The 19,421-nt window shown below is 45.1% G+C and carries 17 protein-coding genes; 6 read left to right on the forward strand and 11 right to left on the reverse strand.

Annotated elements, in window-relative coordinates:
* Positions 1-280: 280 nt before the first annotated feature.
* The 7 genes from ACRRS0_RS16875 to ACRRS0_RS16905 all read right to left on the reverse strand — a co-directional run bounded on the left by ACRRS0_RS16875 (position 281) and on the right by ACRRS0_RS16905 (position 8,548).
* A complete protein-coding gene (locus ACRRS0_RS16875; protein WP_432452052.1) occupies positions 281-1,027 on the reverse strand; it encodes a carbonic anhydrase in 747 nt (248 codons plus the stop codon).
* 248 nt (positions 1,028-1,275) lie between these two features.
* Positions 1,276-2,259 carry a substrate-binding domain-containing protein gene (locus tag ACRRS0_RS16880; RefSeq protein WP_432452051.1) on the reverse strand — a complete coding sequence of 328 codons (984 nt, stop codon included), beginning with the start codon at positions 2,257-2,259 and terminating at the stop codon, positions 1,276-1,278.
* A gap of 455 nt (positions 2,260-2,714) precedes the next feature.
* Complete coding sequence (locus tag ACRRS0_RS16885; protein ID WP_432452050.1) at positions 2,715-3,698, reverse strand: substrate-binding domain-containing protein; 984 nt, start codon at positions 3,696-3,698, stop codon at positions 2,715-2,717.
* 213 nt (positions 3,699-3,911) lie between these two features.
* On the reverse strand, positions 3,912-4,367 hold the full coding sequence (locus tag ACRRS0_RS16890; RefSeq protein ID WP_432452049.1) for a DUF1499 domain-containing protein: 456 nt from the start codon (positions 4,365-4,367) through the stop codon (positions 3,912-3,914).
* Between the two features lie 113 nt (positions 4,368-4,480).
* Complete coding sequence (gene lysS, locus ACRRS0_RS16895) at positions 4,481-5,962, reverse strand: lysine--tRNA ligase (RefSeq protein WP_432456151.1); 1,482 nt, start codon at positions 5,960-5,962, stop codon at positions 4,481-4,483.
* A gap of 40 nt (positions 5,963-6,002) precedes the next feature.
* Positions 6,003-7,101, reverse strand: a protein-coding gene (prfB, locus tag ACRRS0_RS16900) for a peptide chain release factor 2 (RefSeq protein ID WP_432452048.1) whose coding sequence is annotated in 2 segments (ribosomal slippage) — positions 6,003-7,025 and positions 7,027-7,101 — 1,098 coding nt in all. Because the reading frame shifts where the segments join, the coding sequence is not laid out codon by codon here.
* A 334-nt stretch (positions 7,102-7,435) separates the two neighbouring features.
* Positions 7,436-8,548 (reverse strand): adenosylhomocysteinase, encoded by a 1,113-nt coding sequence (locus ACRRS0_RS16905; RefSeq protein WP_432452047.1) that lies wholly within the window; start codon positions 8,546-8,548, stop codon positions 7,436-7,438.
* A gap of 275 nt (positions 8,549-8,823) precedes the next feature.
* Between ACRRS0_RS16905 and ACRRS0_RS16910 the strand changes: the two genes are divergently transcribed.
* The 3 genes from ACRRS0_RS16910 (at position 8,824) to ACRRS0_RS16920 (ending at position 10,807) form a co-directional block, all read left to right on the forward strand.
* Positions 8,824-9,165: a DUF3316 domain-containing protein gene (locus tag ACRRS0_RS16910; RefSeq protein ID WP_432452046.1), complete on the forward strand. Its 342-nt coding sequence runs from the start codon at positions 8,824-8,826 to the stop codon at positions 9,163-9,165.
* Between the two features lie 114 nt (positions 9,166-9,279).
* On the forward strand, positions 9,280-10,197 hold the full coding sequence (locus ACRRS0_RS16915; RefSeq protein ID WP_432452045.1) for a LysR family transcriptional regulator: 918 nt from the start codon (positions 9,280-9,282) through the stop codon (positions 10,195-10,197).
* Between the two features lie 250 nt (positions 10,198-10,447).
* Entirely contained in the window at positions 10,448-10,807 is a 360-nt protein-coding gene (locus ACRRS0_RS16920; RefSeq protein ID WP_432452044.1) for a hypothetical protein, read from the forward strand.
* A gap of 102 nt (positions 10,808-10,909) precedes the next feature.
* Here ACRRS0_RS16920 and tyrA read toward each other — a convergent pair whose 3' ends face one another.
* Positions 10,910-12,034 (reverse strand): bifunctional chorismate mutase/prephenate dehydrogenase, encoded by a 1,125-nt coding sequence (gene tyrA, locus ACRRS0_RS16925; RefSeq protein WP_432452043.1) that lies wholly within the window; start codon positions 12,032-12,034, stop codon positions 10,910-10,912.
* A 14-nt stretch (positions 12,035-12,048) separates the two neighbouring features.
* Positions 12,049-13,122, reverse strand: a complete 1,074-nt coding sequence (locus ACRRS0_RS16930) for a 3-deoxy-7-phosphoheptulonate synthase (protein WP_432452042.1) — start codon at positions 13,120-13,122, stop codon at positions 12,049-12,051.
* 293 nt (positions 13,123-13,415) lie between these two features.
* On the opposite strand from ACRRS0_RS16930, the gene ACRRS0_RS16935 reads away from it, so the two are divergent.
* Positions 13,416-15,071 (forward strand): LytS/YhcK type 5TM receptor domain-containing protein, encoded by a 1,656-nt coding sequence (locus ACRRS0_RS16935; protein ID WP_432452041.1) that lies wholly within the window; start codon positions 13,416-13,418, stop codon positions 15,069-15,071.
* Positions 15,068-15,814, forward strand: a complete 747-nt coding sequence (btsR, locus tag ACRRS0_RS16940) for a two-component system response regulator BtsR (RefSeq protein WP_432452040.1) — start codon at positions 15,068-15,070, stop codon at positions 15,812-15,814. Before ACRRS0_RS16935 ends, btsR begins: the two co-directional genes overlap by 4 nt.
* A 109-nt stretch (positions 15,815-15,923) precedes the next feature.
* On the opposite strand, the gene ACRRS0_RS16945 is transcribed toward btsR, so the two are convergent.
* Positions 15,924-16,520 carry a DJ-1/PfpI family protein gene (locus ACRRS0_RS16945; protein WP_432452039.1) on the reverse strand — a complete coding sequence of 199 codons (597 nt, stop codon included), beginning with the start codon at positions 16,518-16,520 and terminating at the stop codon, positions 15,924-15,926.
* Between the two features lie 465 nt (positions 16,521-16,985).
* Here ACRRS0_RS16945 and ACRRS0_RS16950 point away from each other — a divergent pair, with 465 nt between their 5' ends.
* Positions 16,986-18,470, forward strand: coding sequence for a carbon starvation CstA family protein (locus ACRRS0_RS16950; protein WP_432452038.1), 1,485 nt, complete (start codon positions 16,986-16,988; stop codon positions 18,468-18,470).
* A 244-nt stretch (positions 18,471-18,714) separates the two neighbouring features.
* On the opposite strand, the gene ACRRS0_RS16955 is transcribed toward ACRRS0_RS16950, so the two are convergent.
* Complete coding sequence (locus tag ACRRS0_RS16955) at positions 18,715-19,401, reverse strand: TIGR01621 family pseudouridine synthase (protein ID WP_432452037.1); 687 nt, start codon at positions 19,399-19,401, stop codon at positions 18,715-18,717.
* Positions 19,402-19,421 lie beyond the last annotated feature (20 nt).

The raw sequence follows: 19,421 nt of genomic DNA on the forward strand, positions 1-19,421 counted from the left end.
AACCGCTGTAGACTCAATAATCTTGAATATGCCAATAGTCTCCGGCCACTTGCAAGTGTGAATGACCCAGATTTTGGCTAATTCAGCGACAACATCTTGATTCGAAAAATCTATGAGCGCCAACGCCATCAAACAAAGAACAATAAAGCCTTCTTAGTTTAACCTCATGTATTTTCAAGCAACAATGATCAAATCAAACTTGGAAAAAAATGAAAAAGAAGATTCTATGAGGGAGTCAAACTTAGCGCCATGGGCGCTAAGTTTGACCAACAAGCGAGGATTATTTAATCACAACGCGGGCATTACGCGCCTGTACTGGGCGATTATTAGGGTGATGTAATACTTCAACAAATTGCTCGATTTGCTGTTTCGATGCACTCACCGGCTGTTTCATCACTAACCAAACCACACCTTCGCTACAAGGCGGCGTTGTTAACGAGCCATTAAAACGATAGTAATCATGATCTTCCGGAAGCAGACTAAGGGCACTCACTTGCTGCTCAAGCTTGAATTTCTCACCCGTTTTATGCGGCAATTGTGCCCACGCTTTGGCAAGCTCTGGATTTGTTTTACCTGCTTCAAACATCACCGCCACAACCGCTAAATGGCCTTCAGCATCGGCATGTACAAAATGAGCTTCCATTGGGAAAGACTGGCCTTCAATGGTATTTTCACTGGGAGCATGAAAATGAAATTGCTTCAGCTCAAAACTGTGACCGTCAACACTCAGTTTGCTACCAGCTGCATAATTGACTTGCACCGCATGGCCATTGTTCAAAATTTGCTGACCCGCCACTTGATAGTCAAAAGACAAGGGCGCTAATTCGCCTTCGACACTGTCACTGATATCGATAGGTGACTGATTGACACCACTCGCGCAAGTCGCAAAAGCGGGTGACAATTCAGCCCAATGCTCCGGGCCTTGATGTCCGGTATAGCCCCAATGATTACCTTCTTGAGCAATGACGGTACTAGATATAAGCAGCGCTGAAGCCAATACACTCAGTTTAATCGAAGCCTTATTCATTCATTATTTCCTTTTTATTGATTACACGATATGTCATAAAATTATGCTGATGACTTTTATACGGCCTGCTAAGCAAAACACCAACCATTAAGTCGAGATAAACTTGTTCAGCTAAGCAAAGTAAAATTTACGCCCACAAATGCCTCTTCAAAATATCTGGAACAAATCATCAGTTTTAACAATAGCTGCAAGCGCGACGTACCGGTCGGTATCATCTGAGGCAAGTAAGGCAAGGCAAACTCAGCTTATCACTGACAAAGCGGTTGTTGCCCCTGTTCGCAAATTTCCAAAGCGGTATAGATGATCGGCGCAAGTGTTTTACCCTGACCAATTGAATGGAGTGCATAGATGGCCTGATACCCCATATCAAAGGGCCTTTGGCCGACATTGCCATGGGCGAAACCTTCCGCTAACAACTGCTTTTGCTTCGGTAATGTATCCCCAAACAACAAGATCAATTGGCGTGAGTTAAGTCGGTCAAGGTAAGGACTGACCGAGTCAGTATATTTTAAGGGCGTTGCTTGGGCCCCCATACCCAAGGTAATCAATACATTTAGCAAGTCTGGAGAATACATATGTAAACGGATCATTTTATCTAAAGTGGTCAGCCCTCTATCGGCATCGTCATCGGCAAAAATAGGACAGCGGGTATGCTCTTCCCAGAGCGGCGCTTCATCTTGATTATTATTCCCTAACGCGGCATATAGGCCACTGATGCGTTCCTGCATATTAGTCGCGGCACGGTGACCGGAAAGCACGCAAAATACCCCGCCTTGTGGCCTAAGACGCTGAGCAAGTAGGCCCAGTTGATAGCCAAACTGAAAGTTATCGCTACCGATATAACTATAACGTAACTGAGGATTTTTCAGCAAAGCGACTTCAGAAAAATCCGAATCAAAGGTAATCACCGGGATATTTTTTTCGGCAGCTAACAGCATACTTCGCTTGGTCAACACCCGAGAGTTAATCACCGAAACCGCAATCCCATCAATTCCCGATTCTATTTGCTGACTAATAATCTTATCTTGAAAGCGAGCATCGGCTTCTTCGGGGCCTAGATAGAGACACTCAACATTTAGCTCTGCCGCTGCTTGCATGCAGCCTTTTTCCACAGCATCAAAAAAGGGAGAATCGATACTTTTTGGGATCACTAAATAGCGGAGTTTATGCTGCTGCGCCATCGCCTCAAAGCTCAGAAAAAAAACCGCTAAAATGATCAATAGAGATTTCATGGTGACACCGCGTCTGATTAAGCACTGTTATAAGCTAAGTCAATAAATCAGCCTTGGTAAAGAGAATATCCAGCATTTGAATACCTGATCACGCTTTGTGAAGGGGAGGCGTAAAATAAGCACTAAATACAATCTATCCGCAGCTAAAAATAACTATTTGAGGTTCAACGAGTCTGTTGATTAACGGAACGCATCGCTCGGAAATTGAAAAGGGAGAGCCGATGGCTTGGTTTTTTTGTATGGTAAAGACAAACAAACAGATAAGAGGTAAGCGCTATGAATATCAACCGTAGTGGATTCTCGGCTCTTAGTAGAGGGCGTTCAGTATTCTGCGATGCTGATTGTAAACCTTATAATCATTGTTGAGGGCTAAAGCCAAAAGCATTAACCAGTCGACAAAACGGTTATTAAGGAATGCTAAAACGCCCGAGGCTCGGCGAAAGCCACGCACTACATCAATGGCAAAGTGGCTGTTGCCCCTGCACACAAACTTCTAAATCAGTATAAATGATTGGCGCAAGTGTTTTGCCCTGCCTAATGCTATGTAGTGCGTAAATCGCCTGATACCCCATATCATAGGGCCTTTGGCCTACATTTCCATGAGCTAAGCCTTCGATTAACAACTGTTTTTGCTTAGGTAAGGTATCGCCAAACAGCAAGATCAATTGTCGTGAGTTAAGTTCCTTGAGGTAGGGGCTAACAACGTCGGTGTATTTTAATGTTAATGTTTGAGCGCCGGTACCTAGATTAATTAACACATCTAATAACTCAGGAGCATAGGCATGTAAGCGCAGCATTTTTTCTAAATTAGAGAGTGCTCTATGTGCATCATCATCAGAGTAAATTGGGCAGCGAGTATGTTCTTCCCAAAGCTCATTCTTATGCTCATCATTGAGTTTTAAAGCCGCATACACGCCAGCCATGCGCTCTTCCATATTCGCCGCAGCTCGATGTCCAGACAAAATACAAAAGACCCCTCCTTTCGGTTTTAAGCGCTTGGTTAGTAGGCCTAATTGATAGCCAAACTGAAAGTTATCACTGCCAATGTAGCTATAACGTAATTGAGGATTATCTTGCAGGGCTTGCTCCGAAAAATCCGAATCAAAGCTAATGACCGGGATGTTTTTTTGGGCTGCCAACAACATACTACGGTTAACCAACACCCGAGAGTTAATCACCGAAACCGCAATCCCATCAATCCCGGCGTCTATTTGCTGACGAATGATGGTATCTTGAAAGCGAGCATCCGCTTCTTCGGGCCCGAGATAGAGACACTCAACATTTAACTCGATCGCAGCTTGCTTGCAGCCTTTTTCCACGGCATCAAAAAAAGGAGAGTCGACACTTTTGGGGATCACCAAATAACGGAGTTTTTGCGCCTGCGCCATAGTCCCAAGACTCAGAATAAAAACCGTTAAAATAGTCAGTAAAGACTTCATGCTGATACCGCGTCTAGTGATAATCCTTTAATAAGCTAAGACAACAAATCGATCTTGGTAAAGAGAACATCTAGCATTTGGACACTCGGTCACGCTTTATTGAAAAAGAAAGTACCCAGTAAGCGCTGAATTTTTCCTATCGGTAAATGTAAAACAAGCATGCCTAGACAACACCGCTAAGTCTCAAGTTAAAAGCGAGGCGCTATGATTTGCTCACTCTTGCTCCGTATAGAGCTTGGCAAACTGCCGATAACGCGCCAAATTTACTCCTCGATCAGAGTAACCGACTCGAGACTGCGAACGAAAATGAACTTGCTGTTGTCGTGGGTCAAAGTACAGCTCAACATCGTCGCGAAAGCGCAGCTTAGCGGTAATAAACACCGTGTGAACATAAACTTCATTACGGAGCATCACTTGGTTGTTCCCCATTTTCGCCAACGCGCCTAAAGCAGCCAATTGAGTTTGTTTTAAATCCCCTTTAAAGGGTAACGCCGCAACTTTTTTACTCTCGTTTTGAGCTTCTGTTGACACGCCATTAGGCGTGCTCGCCAGCGCAGCTAAATGACCATCCTTGAGGCCGAGGTTGCTTGGCATTTTGAGGTTTTGATAACTCATCCCCCCAAGCAATACCAGTAGTACCAAAACCGTCCCAAGCAACACCATCTTCATTATCTCGCCTATTCACCACTCAAACCTGTATTCACGACTATAGCTCACTGTAAAGCAAAAAAAAGCCAAGCACTTCGCTAAAAGTGCTTGGCTTGTTCAGTCTTTTTAAATAGTTAAGCTTGCGGGCGCATCGCTGGGAATAAGATAACATCACGAATAGTATGGCTGTTGGTGAACAACATCACCAAGCGATCAATGCCAATCCCCTGCCCAGCAGTCGGTGCTAAACCATGTTCTAGCGCAGTAATATAATCTGCATCGTAAAACATCGCTTCATCATCACCGGCATCTTTTTGTGAAACCTGGTCTTTGAAGCGTTGATCTTGATCTTGTGCGTCATTTAACTCAGAGAAACCGTTGGCAATTTCACGCCCACCCACAAAGAATTCAAAACGATCGGTAATCATCGGATCGTTATCATTACGACGAGCTAAAGGAGACACCTCCGCTGGATATTCGGTAATGAAAGTCGGTTGAATCAAACGGTGCTCAACGGTCTCTTCAAAGATTTCGGTAATCACTTTACCAAGACCCCAATTGGCTTGCACTTCAATACCAAGTTGCTTCGCCACTGCGCTGGCAGCCTCGAGACTTTGCAACTGTTCAACACCCAGTTCAGGGTTGAAATCCAGAATCGATTGCTTCATTGGAATACGCTGATAGGTACTCCCAAAATCAAATTCTTCGTCACCATAACGCACTACGCTTGAACCCAATACTTCTTGGGTAATGCTGCGCAACATCGATTCGGTGAGATCCATTAAATCTTCGAAGGTTGCATAAGCCATATAGAATTCCATCATGGTGAATTCTGGATTATGGCGAGGTGATAAACCTTCGTTACGGAAGTTACGGTTAATCTCAAACACTCGCTCAAAGCCACCTACCACTAAACGCTTCAAATATAGCTCTGGCGCAATCCGCAGGAACATCTCTTGGTCGAGGGAGTTATGGTGAGTCACAAATGGACGCGCAGTCGCGCCACCAGGAATCACTTGCATCATCGGTGTTTCCACTTCCATAAACTGATGTTTAATCATGAATTGACGGATGGCTGAGATAATTTTAGAGCGGATCATGAAGGTCGTACGTGAATCTTCATTCATGATCAAATCAACATAACGTTGGCGATAACGTTGCTCTTGGTCGGTTAAACCGTGGAACTTCTCAGGCAAGGGACGTAGGGCTTTGGTCAATAAAGCGTAGTCATCCATATTCACATAGAGATCGCCCTTACCCGACTTGTGTAGCGCTCCTTTAACACCAATAATGTCACCGATGTCTAAGCCACCGATTTCTTTAAGCGCTTGTTGTACCGGCTTTGGCGCATAAGCTTGAATACGACCAGAAACATCTTGTAACACCAAAAATGGACCACGTTTCGCCATAATACGACCTGCAATGCTCACCACATTACCGGCTTGTTCAAGCTCATCTTTAGACAGTTCACCAAAACTTTGCAGTAAACTGTCTGCTAAATGCTCACGTTTGAAATGATTTGGATGGCCATTGGCTGCACAGTTTTCGCGGATCTTGTCTAACTTAGCGCGACGCTCTGCAATTAGTTTATTTTCTTCTTGTGTTACTTGTTCCAGACTTTGTTCTGTTTGTTCCGACATGTGAAAACCTTGCTCGTTACAGCCCTGATTTAAGGCTAGCTTCAATAAATTTATCTAAATCACCATCTAATACTGCTTGAGTATTTCGGTTCTCAATACCAGTACGTAGATCTTTAATACGTGAATCATCTAAGACATAGGAACGAATTTGACTGCCCCAGCCAATATCCGATTTAGTGTCTTCTGCTGCTTGCTTTTCAGCGTTTTGCTTTTGCAGTTCCAGTTCAAACAACTTGGCTTTTAACTGCTTCATCGCTTGATCTTTATTCTTGTGCTGAGAACGGTCATTTTGGCACTGCACCACAGTATTGGTAGGCAAGTGGGTGATCCGTACCGCAGATTCAGTTCGGTTCACGTGCTGACCACCTGCGCCAGAGGCACGATAAACATCAATCCGTAAATCGCCGGGATCAATATCAACTTCGATACTATCGTCGATTTCAGGGTAAATAAATGCCGATGCAAATGAAGTATGGCGGCGACCACCCGAATCGAAAGGCGACTTACGAACCAAACGATGTACCCCTGTTTCAGTCCGTAACCAGCCATAGGCATATTCACCACTCACTTTAATGGTGGCACCTTTAATCCCCGCGACGTCGCCATCAGAGACTTCGACAATTTCAGTTTTAAACTGATGGGCCTCACACCAACGCAAGTACATGCGCAACATCATGTTGGCCCAATCTTGTGCTTCGGTGCCACCGGAGCCGGACTGAATATCGATATAACAATCGCTTTCATCCATTTCACCAGAAAACATTCGGCGAAACTCGAGTTTTTCTAACTGAGTCACCAAGTCCGCCGCTTCTACTTGTGCTTCTTCAAAGGTTTCCTCATCTTCCGCTTCCACCGCTAGTTCAACCAAACCAGCAACGTCTTCAATACCTTGCGTCAGATTATCAATGGTTTTTACCACTAACTCTAAAGCCGAGCGCTCTTTACCTAAAGCTTGGGCGCGAGCGGGATCATTCCAAATTTCAGGTTGCTCTAATTCGCGACTAACTTCTTCTAACTGCTCTGCCTTGGCATCGTAGTCAAAGATACCCCCGGAGTACTTCTGTACGCTCTTTAATATCTGCCAGAGAATTATTCACCGAATTAATTTCAAACATCTTGTAATGACCTACGTCTGAGTACCAAAAACGCGCAATTTTAACCAATTATGCAGGGAATAAACATAGCTGAAATCAGGATCCACTTAAAAAAGTAGTTATTTAAGTGGAACTGGGGATAATGCGCCTTGTGAGCACGATAGCAATCAAAATTTATCCGCTGTACCACAAGGGATCAATCAAGGTTGGTTTGCACAGCAGTCTCTCACGAGGGTGTTGCATACTTCATCAGGAAAAGCATAAAAAGGCGATGCTGAGCCCTTTCAAGCCAAGAGTTCGAGTCAACGCTCACGGTTCATTAAAACTGCTCACACGACTGAAACTAAGATGAAACTCATGAGAGTGCCGACTTCCAAGCCTGTTCGGGCAAGAGATGTAAGCTCACGGGTAAATCCTTCCCTTGAAGTAACATGTATTTCAATCCTCCCGCCATAATCGCCAGCGTCACATCAAAGGCATTAATACTATCGCCAAACCCAGCGGTTAAATTAAACATCGCACCATTCGCTAGTACATACACCGATCTACCATCGATATAGTATTGGTGAATATGTGGCATCACTTCGCTGACGGGGTCATCACTTAACTCGGCCATTTTAATTTCACCACTGCCATGGCCCACATTCATAACAAAAGCACCGGATTTGAGTCGACTTAACTGCGAACGCCCAACCACCGCTTTAGCGCCAGTGGCCGTCACCAACACATCGGTACTGGCGAGTACATCGTCAAGCGCTGCGGTTGCCCAGCCATCGTAAGCCGCCATAAGCTGGCGTGCCGGATCTCGTTCGATCACTGTGACCTGACCGCCATAGGCCCGCGCCGCCGCCGCAACGCCCTGCCCGACCAAACCATAACCTAATAAGGTCACTCGTTTTTCATGCAGGGTTAAATGAGTACGCTCACAGAACGCTTGCCAGGCGGTGAGCCCCACCATATGACGATTATGTAAGCCCTCTTTGGCATCCAAATCGTCCCAATTCAATACAGGGACCGACAAAGCTAAGGGCCTTAATTTGGCAACACCAGAGCCCGTGCCTTCCATCGCAGCTACCAGACCAGAAGCCTGCTGATGATGATAGAGGGCGGTCAGCTCGCCACCAAATTCACAGATATATTGTGGCTGCCAAGCCACAGCTTTGTCTAAGGAAGCCAACCACGCTTGCTGTGACATCCCCTTCCAAGCTTCGGCCTCTGCGCCTTTACTCACTAAGTAAACAACCACTTCATCACGCACTGTATTCGGATCACAGGTGGTGATAAATAGTTGGCAGCCCGCATTTAACAAACCTTCAAATACCGGGACCATCTTAATATCAAGGTGGGTGCAAATGGCGATTTTGACTGGCGGTAGGCTAGAAAATTCATTTAAAACCCGTTCCGTGCGAGGCATCTGACCGCAAACCCAGTTGAGCTGCTGCAAAAACTTATCCGATAGTTGAGACATCTATATTCATCCGTTTCATTTAGGTATTGCCATTGTATGATTATCTATTTTTAGAACAAGGGCAGGCCAAAGTTTCATAGTAAGGCTACTGCAAGGTCGCAGACCAATTCAGCTAACTCAAACATGCTTCAATAGTCGCGCTCAATCTTGTTCGAATATTCCGAACAACTTGTCTTGTTTTTCCCGATATCATCTCCACAGCCTTAGTCTTACTATTTATACATGCCTGAACAAACAGTTTCAGGAATATAAATCAAACACTTAAGGATTAAATTATGAAAAAAATTATCGTACTATCAATGTTATTCGCCAGCTTTTTTACGCAAGCTTCAGTTAACAATATACAACACAGCAATGCCACACTAGAAACTCAAAGCCTTTCCAGCAAAGCAGAAGCTTTTGACCAAGGTTGGCAACTGGTCGCACAACTCAACGACTTAAGCTCAAGAGATTTAAATCAAAAACTAAACTTGAGCCAACAACAATTCAACAGCAAAGTAGCCTTAGGCAAAAGCACCGTAAAAGTAGAGGAATTATCGACTCAACAGGGTACGGTCTCCTATAAAGCCATCGTGACCACTCCGGTTAGCTATCAACAATGGGGAAGCGATCGTTAAGCGAGCACATCATTACAGCTTATATTATGATGGCAGAATCAATCCCAGTAAGAGGATTGACTCTGCCATTTGCCATGCTTACGCAGAAAAGAACAAAAACTTAAAGGATCCGTCGTGAAAAAGCCCCTCTCATTAAGCAGCATTATGATGCTTGATCTTATCGAGCGCTATGGCAGTTTCTCTCTTGCAGCAGAGCAACTGAATCGTTCTGTATCCAGTTTAAGTTATCAAATTCAAAAACTAGAACAAGAACTCGACCTGATGATCTTTGATCGCTCTGGCCATAAAGCAAAGTTTACCGCGGCAGGACAACTCTTGTTAGAACGCGGCCGTCAGTTGTTATTAGCAGCGGATGATTTGGTGTTAGAAGCCAATGCCTTAAACAATGGTTGGGAATCGAAGTTAACCATTGCTTACGATGGCATTATTGGCTGTGAAGCATTGTTCCCATTAGTTGAGTCTCTCGCATCAATTGCCAATACCCAATTAATTCTACGTGAAGAAGTACTCGCAGGCTGTTGGGAAGCGCTTCGCTATGAGCATGCGGATATTCTTATTGCAACACCCTCGTTAAGCGCGCCCGTTGAAACGAAAGTCGCTCAGGTGGGTAAAATAGACATGGTGTGGGTTGCGGCTCCCCAACATCCGATTCACCAGGCCTTCGATCCTTTAACGCCTGAAACCCGCCAAAGCTTTCGCATCATTAGTGTGGCCGATAGTGCTAGAGAACTCCCACCACTGAACCACAACATTTTAGATGGCCAACAGTTTCTTAGCGTTTCAGACTTCCATAGTAAAGTGAAAGCCATTATCCGAGGCTTGGGGATCGGAACTCTGCCTTACTTTATGATAGAGCCCTATCTGCATTCTAAAGAGCTGGTCATGATTGGTCCGAATAAAACCATTGATGTGGTTATGGCTTGGAAAAGAGATCCCATGGGACAGGCCAAATCCTGGTGTATTAATCAACTTAAAAAGTCATTGAGTGCTCAACTAAAACACTGCGAAATAAATACTCATTTGGTTCAATAACCGTTAAGCAAACCATCATATGGAGATTGAATGCACATCCCAGGGTTGATTTTTCACGCGGCTATTGCTGAAACGAGTAACTCAAGATAAGTTAACTTGAACATGGCATAAACCGCATTGTTCACAATGCTTTTATCCCCAGTTCAAGTTCATACAGAGCTATCGCCATTTCCAACGGATAATTTTGCTGGAGTCAGTCACTTTGCTTAAACCACATGGTTCCATGACGTTCTCCGTTCATGGGAAAATTATGGAGATTGAAGGGACCGGACCCTGGAACCTCATTCTCTTGCAACAAGGCGCGATGAAAGCCAAACCGATACATCAACAATTACTCGGTGCGCCTTGGGCGGTACTTGCGACCTTTCATGGCGATACTTTTTATACGGAAGAGGCAGCCAATGTGCTGATCGAATGGTTAAAAGATGATAAACAACGTGGCCGAATTGCCACCGCCTTCGTGCTTTCTGATATAGACATTTGTGATGTGGCAGTTTGGCATTTAAAAAAAACCTACCGAGAAGGCCATGAAACAGTGCAATTCTTCACTCGTAGAACAGATGCATTAAAATGGTTGGAGCAAAAAATTGCCAAACCGCAAACCGCTTAAGCCTGTCGCAATCGCAATCACAAGCAAATTCAAGTTGGGATAAAACCGAATAAAAAGCCAGTCATATAGACTGGCTTCGGATAAAACCTAGATAAATCGAACTTATAAACGGCGACTATCGTTGGCTTGTTGTAGCAGGCTGCGACTTTCTTGCAAGAATTCTTGAGAGTAATCACCAAACCATTGACTAACACGCTCAAAAGACGCGATGAAACCATCTCGATCTTTACGTTCAACCAAATCCACCAGCTGTCCCAGATGTTGATGATAACGTTTAATCATCGAGATACTCTGCTCTGAGGCCATAATAATATCGGCGTAAAGATCTGGTGATTGTGCAAACAAACGTCCCACCATCGCCAATTCTAAACGATAGATAGGCGAGCTTAAGTCCAGCAATAGCGGCAAATCGGCATTTTCTTCAGCCAAATGCTGACCATAGGCAAACGAGGTAAAGTGACGCAACGATTGGATCAAAGTCATCGCTTTATCATGACTTTCGGCAGCCACCGCATGTAAGCGAGCCCCCCAAATTTGCATCTGCTGCAACAACCATTGATAGCTGTCACTTCCACGACCATCGGCATAGACAACCACCTGTTTGGCCAAACTCGGCACATCCGGGCCAAACATTGGATGTAAACCCACCACCGGCCCTCGATGCACCGCGAGCATTTGATTTAAGGGTGCCGCCTTAATACTCGTGATATCCGCTAATACACAATCGGCAGGCAACTCACTTAACTGGGAAATCACTTGCTCAGTCAGATTAATTGGTACCGACACGAGCACTAGGCCAGCGTTAGCAAACAGCGCGGGCGCTTGCTCCCAATCATCTTTACCAATCACATCCACTTGATAACCCGATAAGCGAAACATCTGCACAAACAGGCTACCTAATTGACCTCGACCACCAATGACCACGATCCCGCCCAGCGCTGGTTTCACAGTTTTAAAACCGCTGTCCTTTTCGCTGGTATAAGATTCACGCATGACCCGGCGTAAAACGTCTTCAATTAAGGCTGGAGGAACGCCTTTATTCGCCGCTTCTTCACGGCGCTTGGCCAACATTGCAGCCTCACGATCGGGGGCATAAATGGGTAAACCATGTTGGGTTTTAACTTCACCAACCTTATGCACCAATTGAATTCGTTGCTGCAGTAAATCAAGCAGTTGCTGATCAACCGCATCAATTTGGTCACGCAACAGATTTAGAGCTTGAACCATGTCGTTTCCGTCTTCTAAGATGCCAAACGCTTGGCTAAGCTATCGCCAAGTTCATTAAACATTTTTTCCAATAATGTGGCGGTAGAGTCCCAATCAATACAAGCATCGGTTACTGATACACCGTATTTTAAATCTGATTTAGGTGCTTCACTTGGCTGGTTACCTGCAGCCAAGTTGCTTTCTAACATTAAACCAATAATTGATTTGTTGCCTTCTTCAATTTGATTAATCACATTTTCTGCCACTAAAGGCTGTAGTTCGTGATTCTTACTCGAGTTTGCATGACTACAGTCCACCACTAAGCTCGGACTTAACCCCGCTTTAACCATCGCCTGTTCGGCTAAGGCAACGTTCACAGAATCATAATTTGGCTGTTTACCACCGCGTAAAATCACGTGTCCATCAGGGTTACCCTGGGTTTGCAACAAAGCCACTTGCCCCTGCTGGTTTATCCCCATAAAGCGATGTGAATGTGCCGCCGATTGCATCGCGTTAATCGCTGTTCCAAGATTGCCATCGGTGCCGTTTTTGAAGCCAACAGGCATCGATAAGCCACTCGCCATTTCACGGTGAGTTTGTGACTCCGTGGTACGCGCACCAATTGCAGCCCAAGAGAATAACTCAGATAAATACTGAGGACTAATAGGGTCTAAGGCTTCGGTTGCGACTGGTAAGCCTAACTCCGCTGTCCACGTCAACAACTCACGGGCGTTATGTAAGCCAGTTTCCACGTCGAAAGTATTATCCATATGTGGGTCATTAATAAATCCTTTCCAGCCCACGGTGGTACGTGGTTTTTCAAAATACACCCGCATCACAATAAACAAACGATCCCGATACTGATCATGTAATTTTTTTAAGCGAGTCGCATATTCTTTTGCTTGGTCTAGATCATGAATAGAACAAGGGCCAGTAATCACCAATAACCGAGGATCGCGGTGATGGCAGATCTCCGCAATGGTTTTACGTGATTCGAGCACAAACTTGAGCGCTTCTGGCGAGGCAGGGAGCTTTGTTCTAAGCTGTTCTGGGGTAATTAGGATTTGTTCTGACGAAATATTAATATCGTTGATCGGATCGTTTTGCATTTGCTCTTATACTCCGGTGGCGTTGCGTCCACACATTCCTTCCCCTTAAGGGGATTAATTATTATGAAAACCCATCACCATACCAGTGCTTACACCATTTGCAAGCAGACAAACATGACTCTGTTGCCACAAGCTTTCACCAAGAATGTGCTTAGTCCTATAGCTTGCTGCAAACAGTATGCTAATATCCTGTAATCTTAGAAAAAAAACATATATCCTTCCGCCAACAACCGAGGCGCTCATCATCAATGATAATCAGCGATTTTTCTCTCCTATTATCGTTAGCTCAACAAATGAGCGTCTTTTTAGTAATCGCCTACTTACTCAGTAAAACACCCGCATTTTTACCGCTTTCGAATCTGTCGCCACGCTTACCCAATGCCTTTACCATTTACTGTTTGTTTTCGGTTTTTTGCATCCTCGGCTCTTACTTCGGTTTAGGTATTGATGACGCAATTGCCAATACTCGAGCAGTTGGAGCCGTACTGGGCGGTTTATTTGGTGGGCCTATTTTAGGTTTACTGGTGGGCTTAACTGGCGGTATCCATCGTTATTCCATGGGTGGATTCACCGACCTAGCTTGCGCCGTATCAACAACCTTCGAAGGCCTGGTTGGCGGACTATTCCATCTATGGATCCGCCGTAGAAGTCACCACAACGAGCATATTTTTTCCCCCAGCATTGCTTTTATTGCCACATTTTTAGCCGAAACGATGCAAATGCTGCTGATCCTAGCCATTGCTAAGCCGTTTGATCAAGCACTAGACTTAGTTGAAAAAATTGCCATTCCAATGGTTTTAGCAAACTCCGTTGGCGCCGCGCTGTTTATGATGATGATCCGTGACCGTCGCCACCTATATGATAAATTTAGTAGTCATTCTTCGGCCAAGGCACTGATCATTGCACAACGCATGGTCGGGATATTCCATCACGGTTTTAAACAAGATGATGCGGTGCGTATTGCCAATATTATTCACGAAGAAACGGGCGTATCGGCGGTGGCAATAACTGATACTCAAAAAGTATTAGCTTTCATTGGCTTAGCCTCAGACCATCATCAAGCTGGGCGTCCAATTTCCTCTGAGCAAACTCATCGAGCCATTAGTGAAAATAGAGTGGTATTTGCCGATGGCGTAGAAGAGCCCTACCGCTGCAGTCGTCACGATAAATGTCCATTAGGTTCAGCCTTAGTGGTGCCAATCCGAGGGAGTGACAACGAGGTAATAGGTACCGTAAAACTGTATGAATCCAAACGGCGGCTATTCCTACATATCAACCGAACGCTGGGGGAAGGAATTGCGAAAGTGATTGCCGAACAACTACGTGATAGCCATGTGCAACAGCAACAACAGCTACTCACCGAAGCCGAACTCAAACTAGCACGCGCCCAAATTAATCCACACTTCTTGTTTAATGCATTAAATACCATCAGTGCGGTGGTGAAACGTGATGCTAGCGCCGCGCGCGAATTGATTGCCGATCTAGCGCTATTTTTACGGATCAACCTAAAGCGTAATTCTCAGACCAGTATTGTGAGTGTCGAACTTGAACATGTGAATGCTTACCTGCATATTGAACAGGTTCGCTTTGCCGACCGCTTAGTGGTGGAACAACACATCGCTGATGATTTTCTAAGACTAGAGCTGCCCACATTTACCCTGCAACCCTTAGTCGAGAATGCAATTAAACACGGTACGGCTCACCTCTTAGATAGAGGGAAAATCACCATCTACAGTCGAGTGAAGGCAGGCTTAAAACAATTGGTTATCGAAGATAATGCAGGCTTGTACCAAAAGCAGGAACAGGCCAGCAGTGATGGCTTAGGTATGCACATCGTGGATACCCGCTTACGTAACGCCTTTGGTAGCGCTTACGCTTTACAAGTAGAATGCCAACTGAATCAGTATACACGAGTCATTATTTCGCTGCCCCAGGAGCCAAGCTCATGAGAGCCCTTATTGTTGATGACGAGCCCTTGGCCCGTGAAGAGCTTGCCGAAATGCTGCAAGCTCATCCACAAATCGAACTGCTTGGCCAATTTGGCAATGCCATTGAATGCTTAAAAAATCTTAAAAAACTCAAACCGGAAGTGCTATTTTTGGACATTGAGATGCCTCAAATTAGTGGTCTTGAACTGGCCAACATGCTCGATAACGAGGAGCCGCCAGCAATTGTTTTTGTTACCGCCTACGATCAGTTTGCCGTTGATGCCTTCGAACAAAATGCGGTCGACTACCTGCTCAAGCCAATCGATAGCAAGCGCTTAGCAAAATCGATTGATCGCTTAACACAACGCTTCAATACACAGGGCAATGATACCCCGCCACTCGCTAAAGAACCTCACGCTTATCAAAAGCTGCTCAAAGATCAGGCGCTACGCCTGATCCCTTGTTATTTCAACCAGCGCGTCAAATTGATCCGTTTAGAAGATGTCGAGTACGCTTCCTGTGACTTAAGTGGTGTGCATGTCGCAACCGCTAAAGGCTTAAATCATACCCAACTCACGCTCAAAGTCCTGGAAGAAAAATCTCCGTTACTACGCTGCCATCGCCAGCACTTGGTGAACCTTGATGCAATTTCAGAACTTAGCTTGGAAGAACATGGTGGTGCCCTGTTAACCACCAAGAGCGGCAATCAACTACCAGTGAGCCGTCGCTATTTTAAAGCCATTAAAGAACACTTCGGCTTATAAGCAATGTAGCGGCAATTGAATTAAAATTGCGATGCACAACGCTAATCAGCGAGTTATTTGAACGTTCATACCCAACAACACATAGTTGAATCTGAGTTTTGTCGTCCGACTACAGATACGCACTAACCAGTGACATACAATGTTTCACGGTGCTTTCTTTTTCACCAACCGGAGCAACATAATGAATTGCGGATTCAGCTTGGGACAGCCCTGCCAGCTTACATAAAACCCATGTTGCGAGGTACTTCGATGATAAGCAACCACCAGCGGTAGCCAGATTGCCTTGTGCATAAAACGGCTGATCTAAAACAGCCACACCCGACTCAATAACCCAAGGCTTGGTCGTCAAATCGGTACACGCTGGGACTTTATCTAACAAACCGAGAACCGACATCAGCAATGTTCCCGAACACTGGCCAGCAATTAGCTGACTTTGTGGCTTAAGCTTTAACCTTGATAACAAACCGCTATCTTTCGCAATATCTCGAGTCAGCAGCCCACTACCAAATAACACTGCGTCTGCGGTATTTGCAAACTCTAAAGGCTGCTGAGAACATATACTGACACCATTCATCGACGTGACGGATTCACTAGGGCTGGTGATTTGTACGTTCCAACCAGATTCTTTCATCCGATTCAAAATTCCCGCGACAATGAATGAGTCTAATTCATTAAATCCATCAAAAGTGAGTACTGCAATATTCATATTTTCATTCCTATGTATATAACCCATGAGCAACCTGCCGAGGCAGAATTCCATTTTAATGGAAGTAAAATGTGCAGATGAGCTTAGATTAACCTAACTAAGTTCATATAGCGTAGCCGTATATTAATCAAGGGGAGTCTTTTATAGAAAAAACACAATTGATCATAAGCGATTGATAATTAGAATCTAATAACGAGCCAATGGCAAGGACATGAATGCGAGAGAATGACGACTTAAACCGCCATCCTAGCCCCATGATTTGATAGAAAACCGTATCGGATAAACCCACTTGAGTGCTCTCAAACGAAGTATCGCGACGACGTCCAAAGAATAACTATTGCCGCCACTCAGAGCTTCTCTCGACCACTCACTCTTATATATGACCACTCACTCAAAGCACGACGGCATCCATCTAATGACTTGCTTACACTAGGCGTAATTACAACTAAGTATTGAGAGGATGACATGCTTTGGTTTTTATTCTGCGTCGCAGCACTGCTCGGCGGTTACTTCATTTATGGCGCTTTCATCGAGAAGGTGTTCGGTGTTAAACAACAACGGAAAACCCCCGCTTATACCAAACAAGACGGCGTTGACTACGTGCCAATGTCGCAGAAGAAAGTGTATTTAATTCAACTGCTCAACATCGCTGGTGTCGGCCCAATCTTCGGTCCTATTATGGGCGCATTGTACGGCCCGGCAGCGATGCTGTGGATCGTCATTGGCTGTATCTTTGCTGGCGCAGTACATGACTATTTCTCAGGGATGTTATCGGTACGCAACGGTGGGGCTTCTGTCCCCGCGTTATCGGGTCGCTACCTCGGATCAACCGCTCGCCATTTCATGAATATCTTTGCCATTGTATTGCTGCTACTGGTGGGCGTAGTGTTTGTTTCCGCCCCCGCTGGCATGTTAACCAATCTGATTAACGACCAAGCGGACCTTAATCTCGGCCTTGGTACCATGGTTTCGTTAATTTTTATTTACTACATCGTTGCAACCATTGTTCCCATCGACAAAATCATCGGCCGCTTTTATCCCTTATTTGGCGCACTACTGATCTTTATGTCGGTTGGTCTGGTAACTGCCTTAGCGTTCTCCAGCGAACACACGCTGATGAGTGACTACAAAGTATCGCAAATGTTCAGTAACATGAACCCTAGAGATTTGCCGCTTTGGCCCGCACTATTTATTACCATCGCCTGTGGCGCAATTTCAGGTTTTCATGCCACTCAATCTCCGCTGATGGCGCGTTGTGTTGAAAATGAAACCAATGGCCGCTTTGTGTTTTATGGTGCCATGATTGGTGAAGGGGTGATTGCCTTGATTTGGTGTGCCATTGCTCTGTCTTTCTTCGACTCAGTTGACGCGCTACAAGCCGCAGTATCTAGCGGTGGTCCAGGTAAGGTGGTATATGATGCATCATTTGGCTTATTAGGCGTGTTTGGTGGGATCTTAGCCTTCCTTGGCGTGGTGATCTTGCCGATTACTTCTGGCGACACAGCATTCCGTTCCAGCCGTCTGATTCTGGCCGAATATTTCAACTTATCGCAAAAACCAATTAGAAATCGTCTGTTGATCGCCCTTCCGATTTTCGTGATTGGTGGCATTCTCACCCAAGTCGACTTCGGGATTATTTGGCGCTACTTCGGTTTCGCTAACCAAACCACCGCAGTGATGATGTTATGGACCGCCAGTGCTTACTTACTGCGCCATAACAAATTCCATTGGGTAAGCACTGTTCCCGCAATGTTTATGACCACCGTGGTTCTCACGTTCATCTTAAACTCAAGCACGCTAGGCTTTGGTTTACCGATGACCATCTCAACCATTGCTGGCTGTGTGACCACGCTGGTGATTACCGGTTTACTGATTGCTCGTATGAAAGGCATTGGTGAAAGTGACATCGACGAGGATGAGACCTCAATCGGCTCAGGAGAGAAAGCTTAAAGTTTAAGTATTAAAGCTAGGTGCAGAGCCACATGAAAGGCTCTGCACTTAGGCATCAACCATTCAACTACAGCAAGCAATGCTCACTCATTTCCCTATCAAGCTTTGCCCATGCCGCGAACCAATAACGGTTTAGATAGGACCCCATCGATCAACGAAACAACATCGACCCAGCGAATCGCTGAGCCACAACCTGATTTAAAGTCTTCGCTTTTGATGAAAACTTAAGCTTGACGGATCACCGTCAATTCGCTCCAAGGCGTGGAAATGGAATATCCCAAGGTTTAGCCAACAGTCTAATTTGCTCTGCCATCGCCGTAGCAGCAAATTCACCATCGAGATTTTCTTCAGCAATAAAACTTTGTGGTTCACCATGCCACACAAAATGTAAAGCATAGGCGTGTAAATAACCTCGTGCTGCTGCCTCTCCAGCATAACGCTGATCGCCTAAGATTGGTGAACCTAAGCTTTTTAGAGCGACTCGCAATTGGTGAGTTCGTCCGGTGCGAGGTTTAAGCAAAAACAAACGCCGCTTAGCCTGCACCGCGTAACTAAAAAACTGAGTGATAGCGGGTTTATTGGTGGTTTTTGCCAGCTTCCAGCTGCCGTTACGCGCCTTCAGCATATCGCCTTTAATCAGACCTTGTTTCTTTTTTGGCTTAGCACTGGCAATCGCTAAATAATATTTATCGACCTGACCTTGGCTAAACAATTCTTGAAACTCACTCGCAGCCTGCTTGGTTTTCGCTAACAATAACAGGCCCGATGTAAGTTTATCTAAACGATGCACTGGCCACAGCGGCATTGCAAACTGCAGCTTGGCAAGTTCAACCAAGCCCAGCGCACCATCTTCAGTATGAAAATTCAGTCCACAAGGTTTATTAAGCACTAAAAAATCGGGATGTTCGGCGACTAAAACTAGAGTCTGCATGACAGGCTTCCTTAACAACG

The organism is Agarivorans sp. QJM3NY_29, from assembly GCF_050870835.2.
Classification (GTDB): domain Bacteria; phylum Pseudomonadota; class Gammaproteobacteria; order Enterobacterales; family Celerinatantimonadaceae; genus Agarivorans.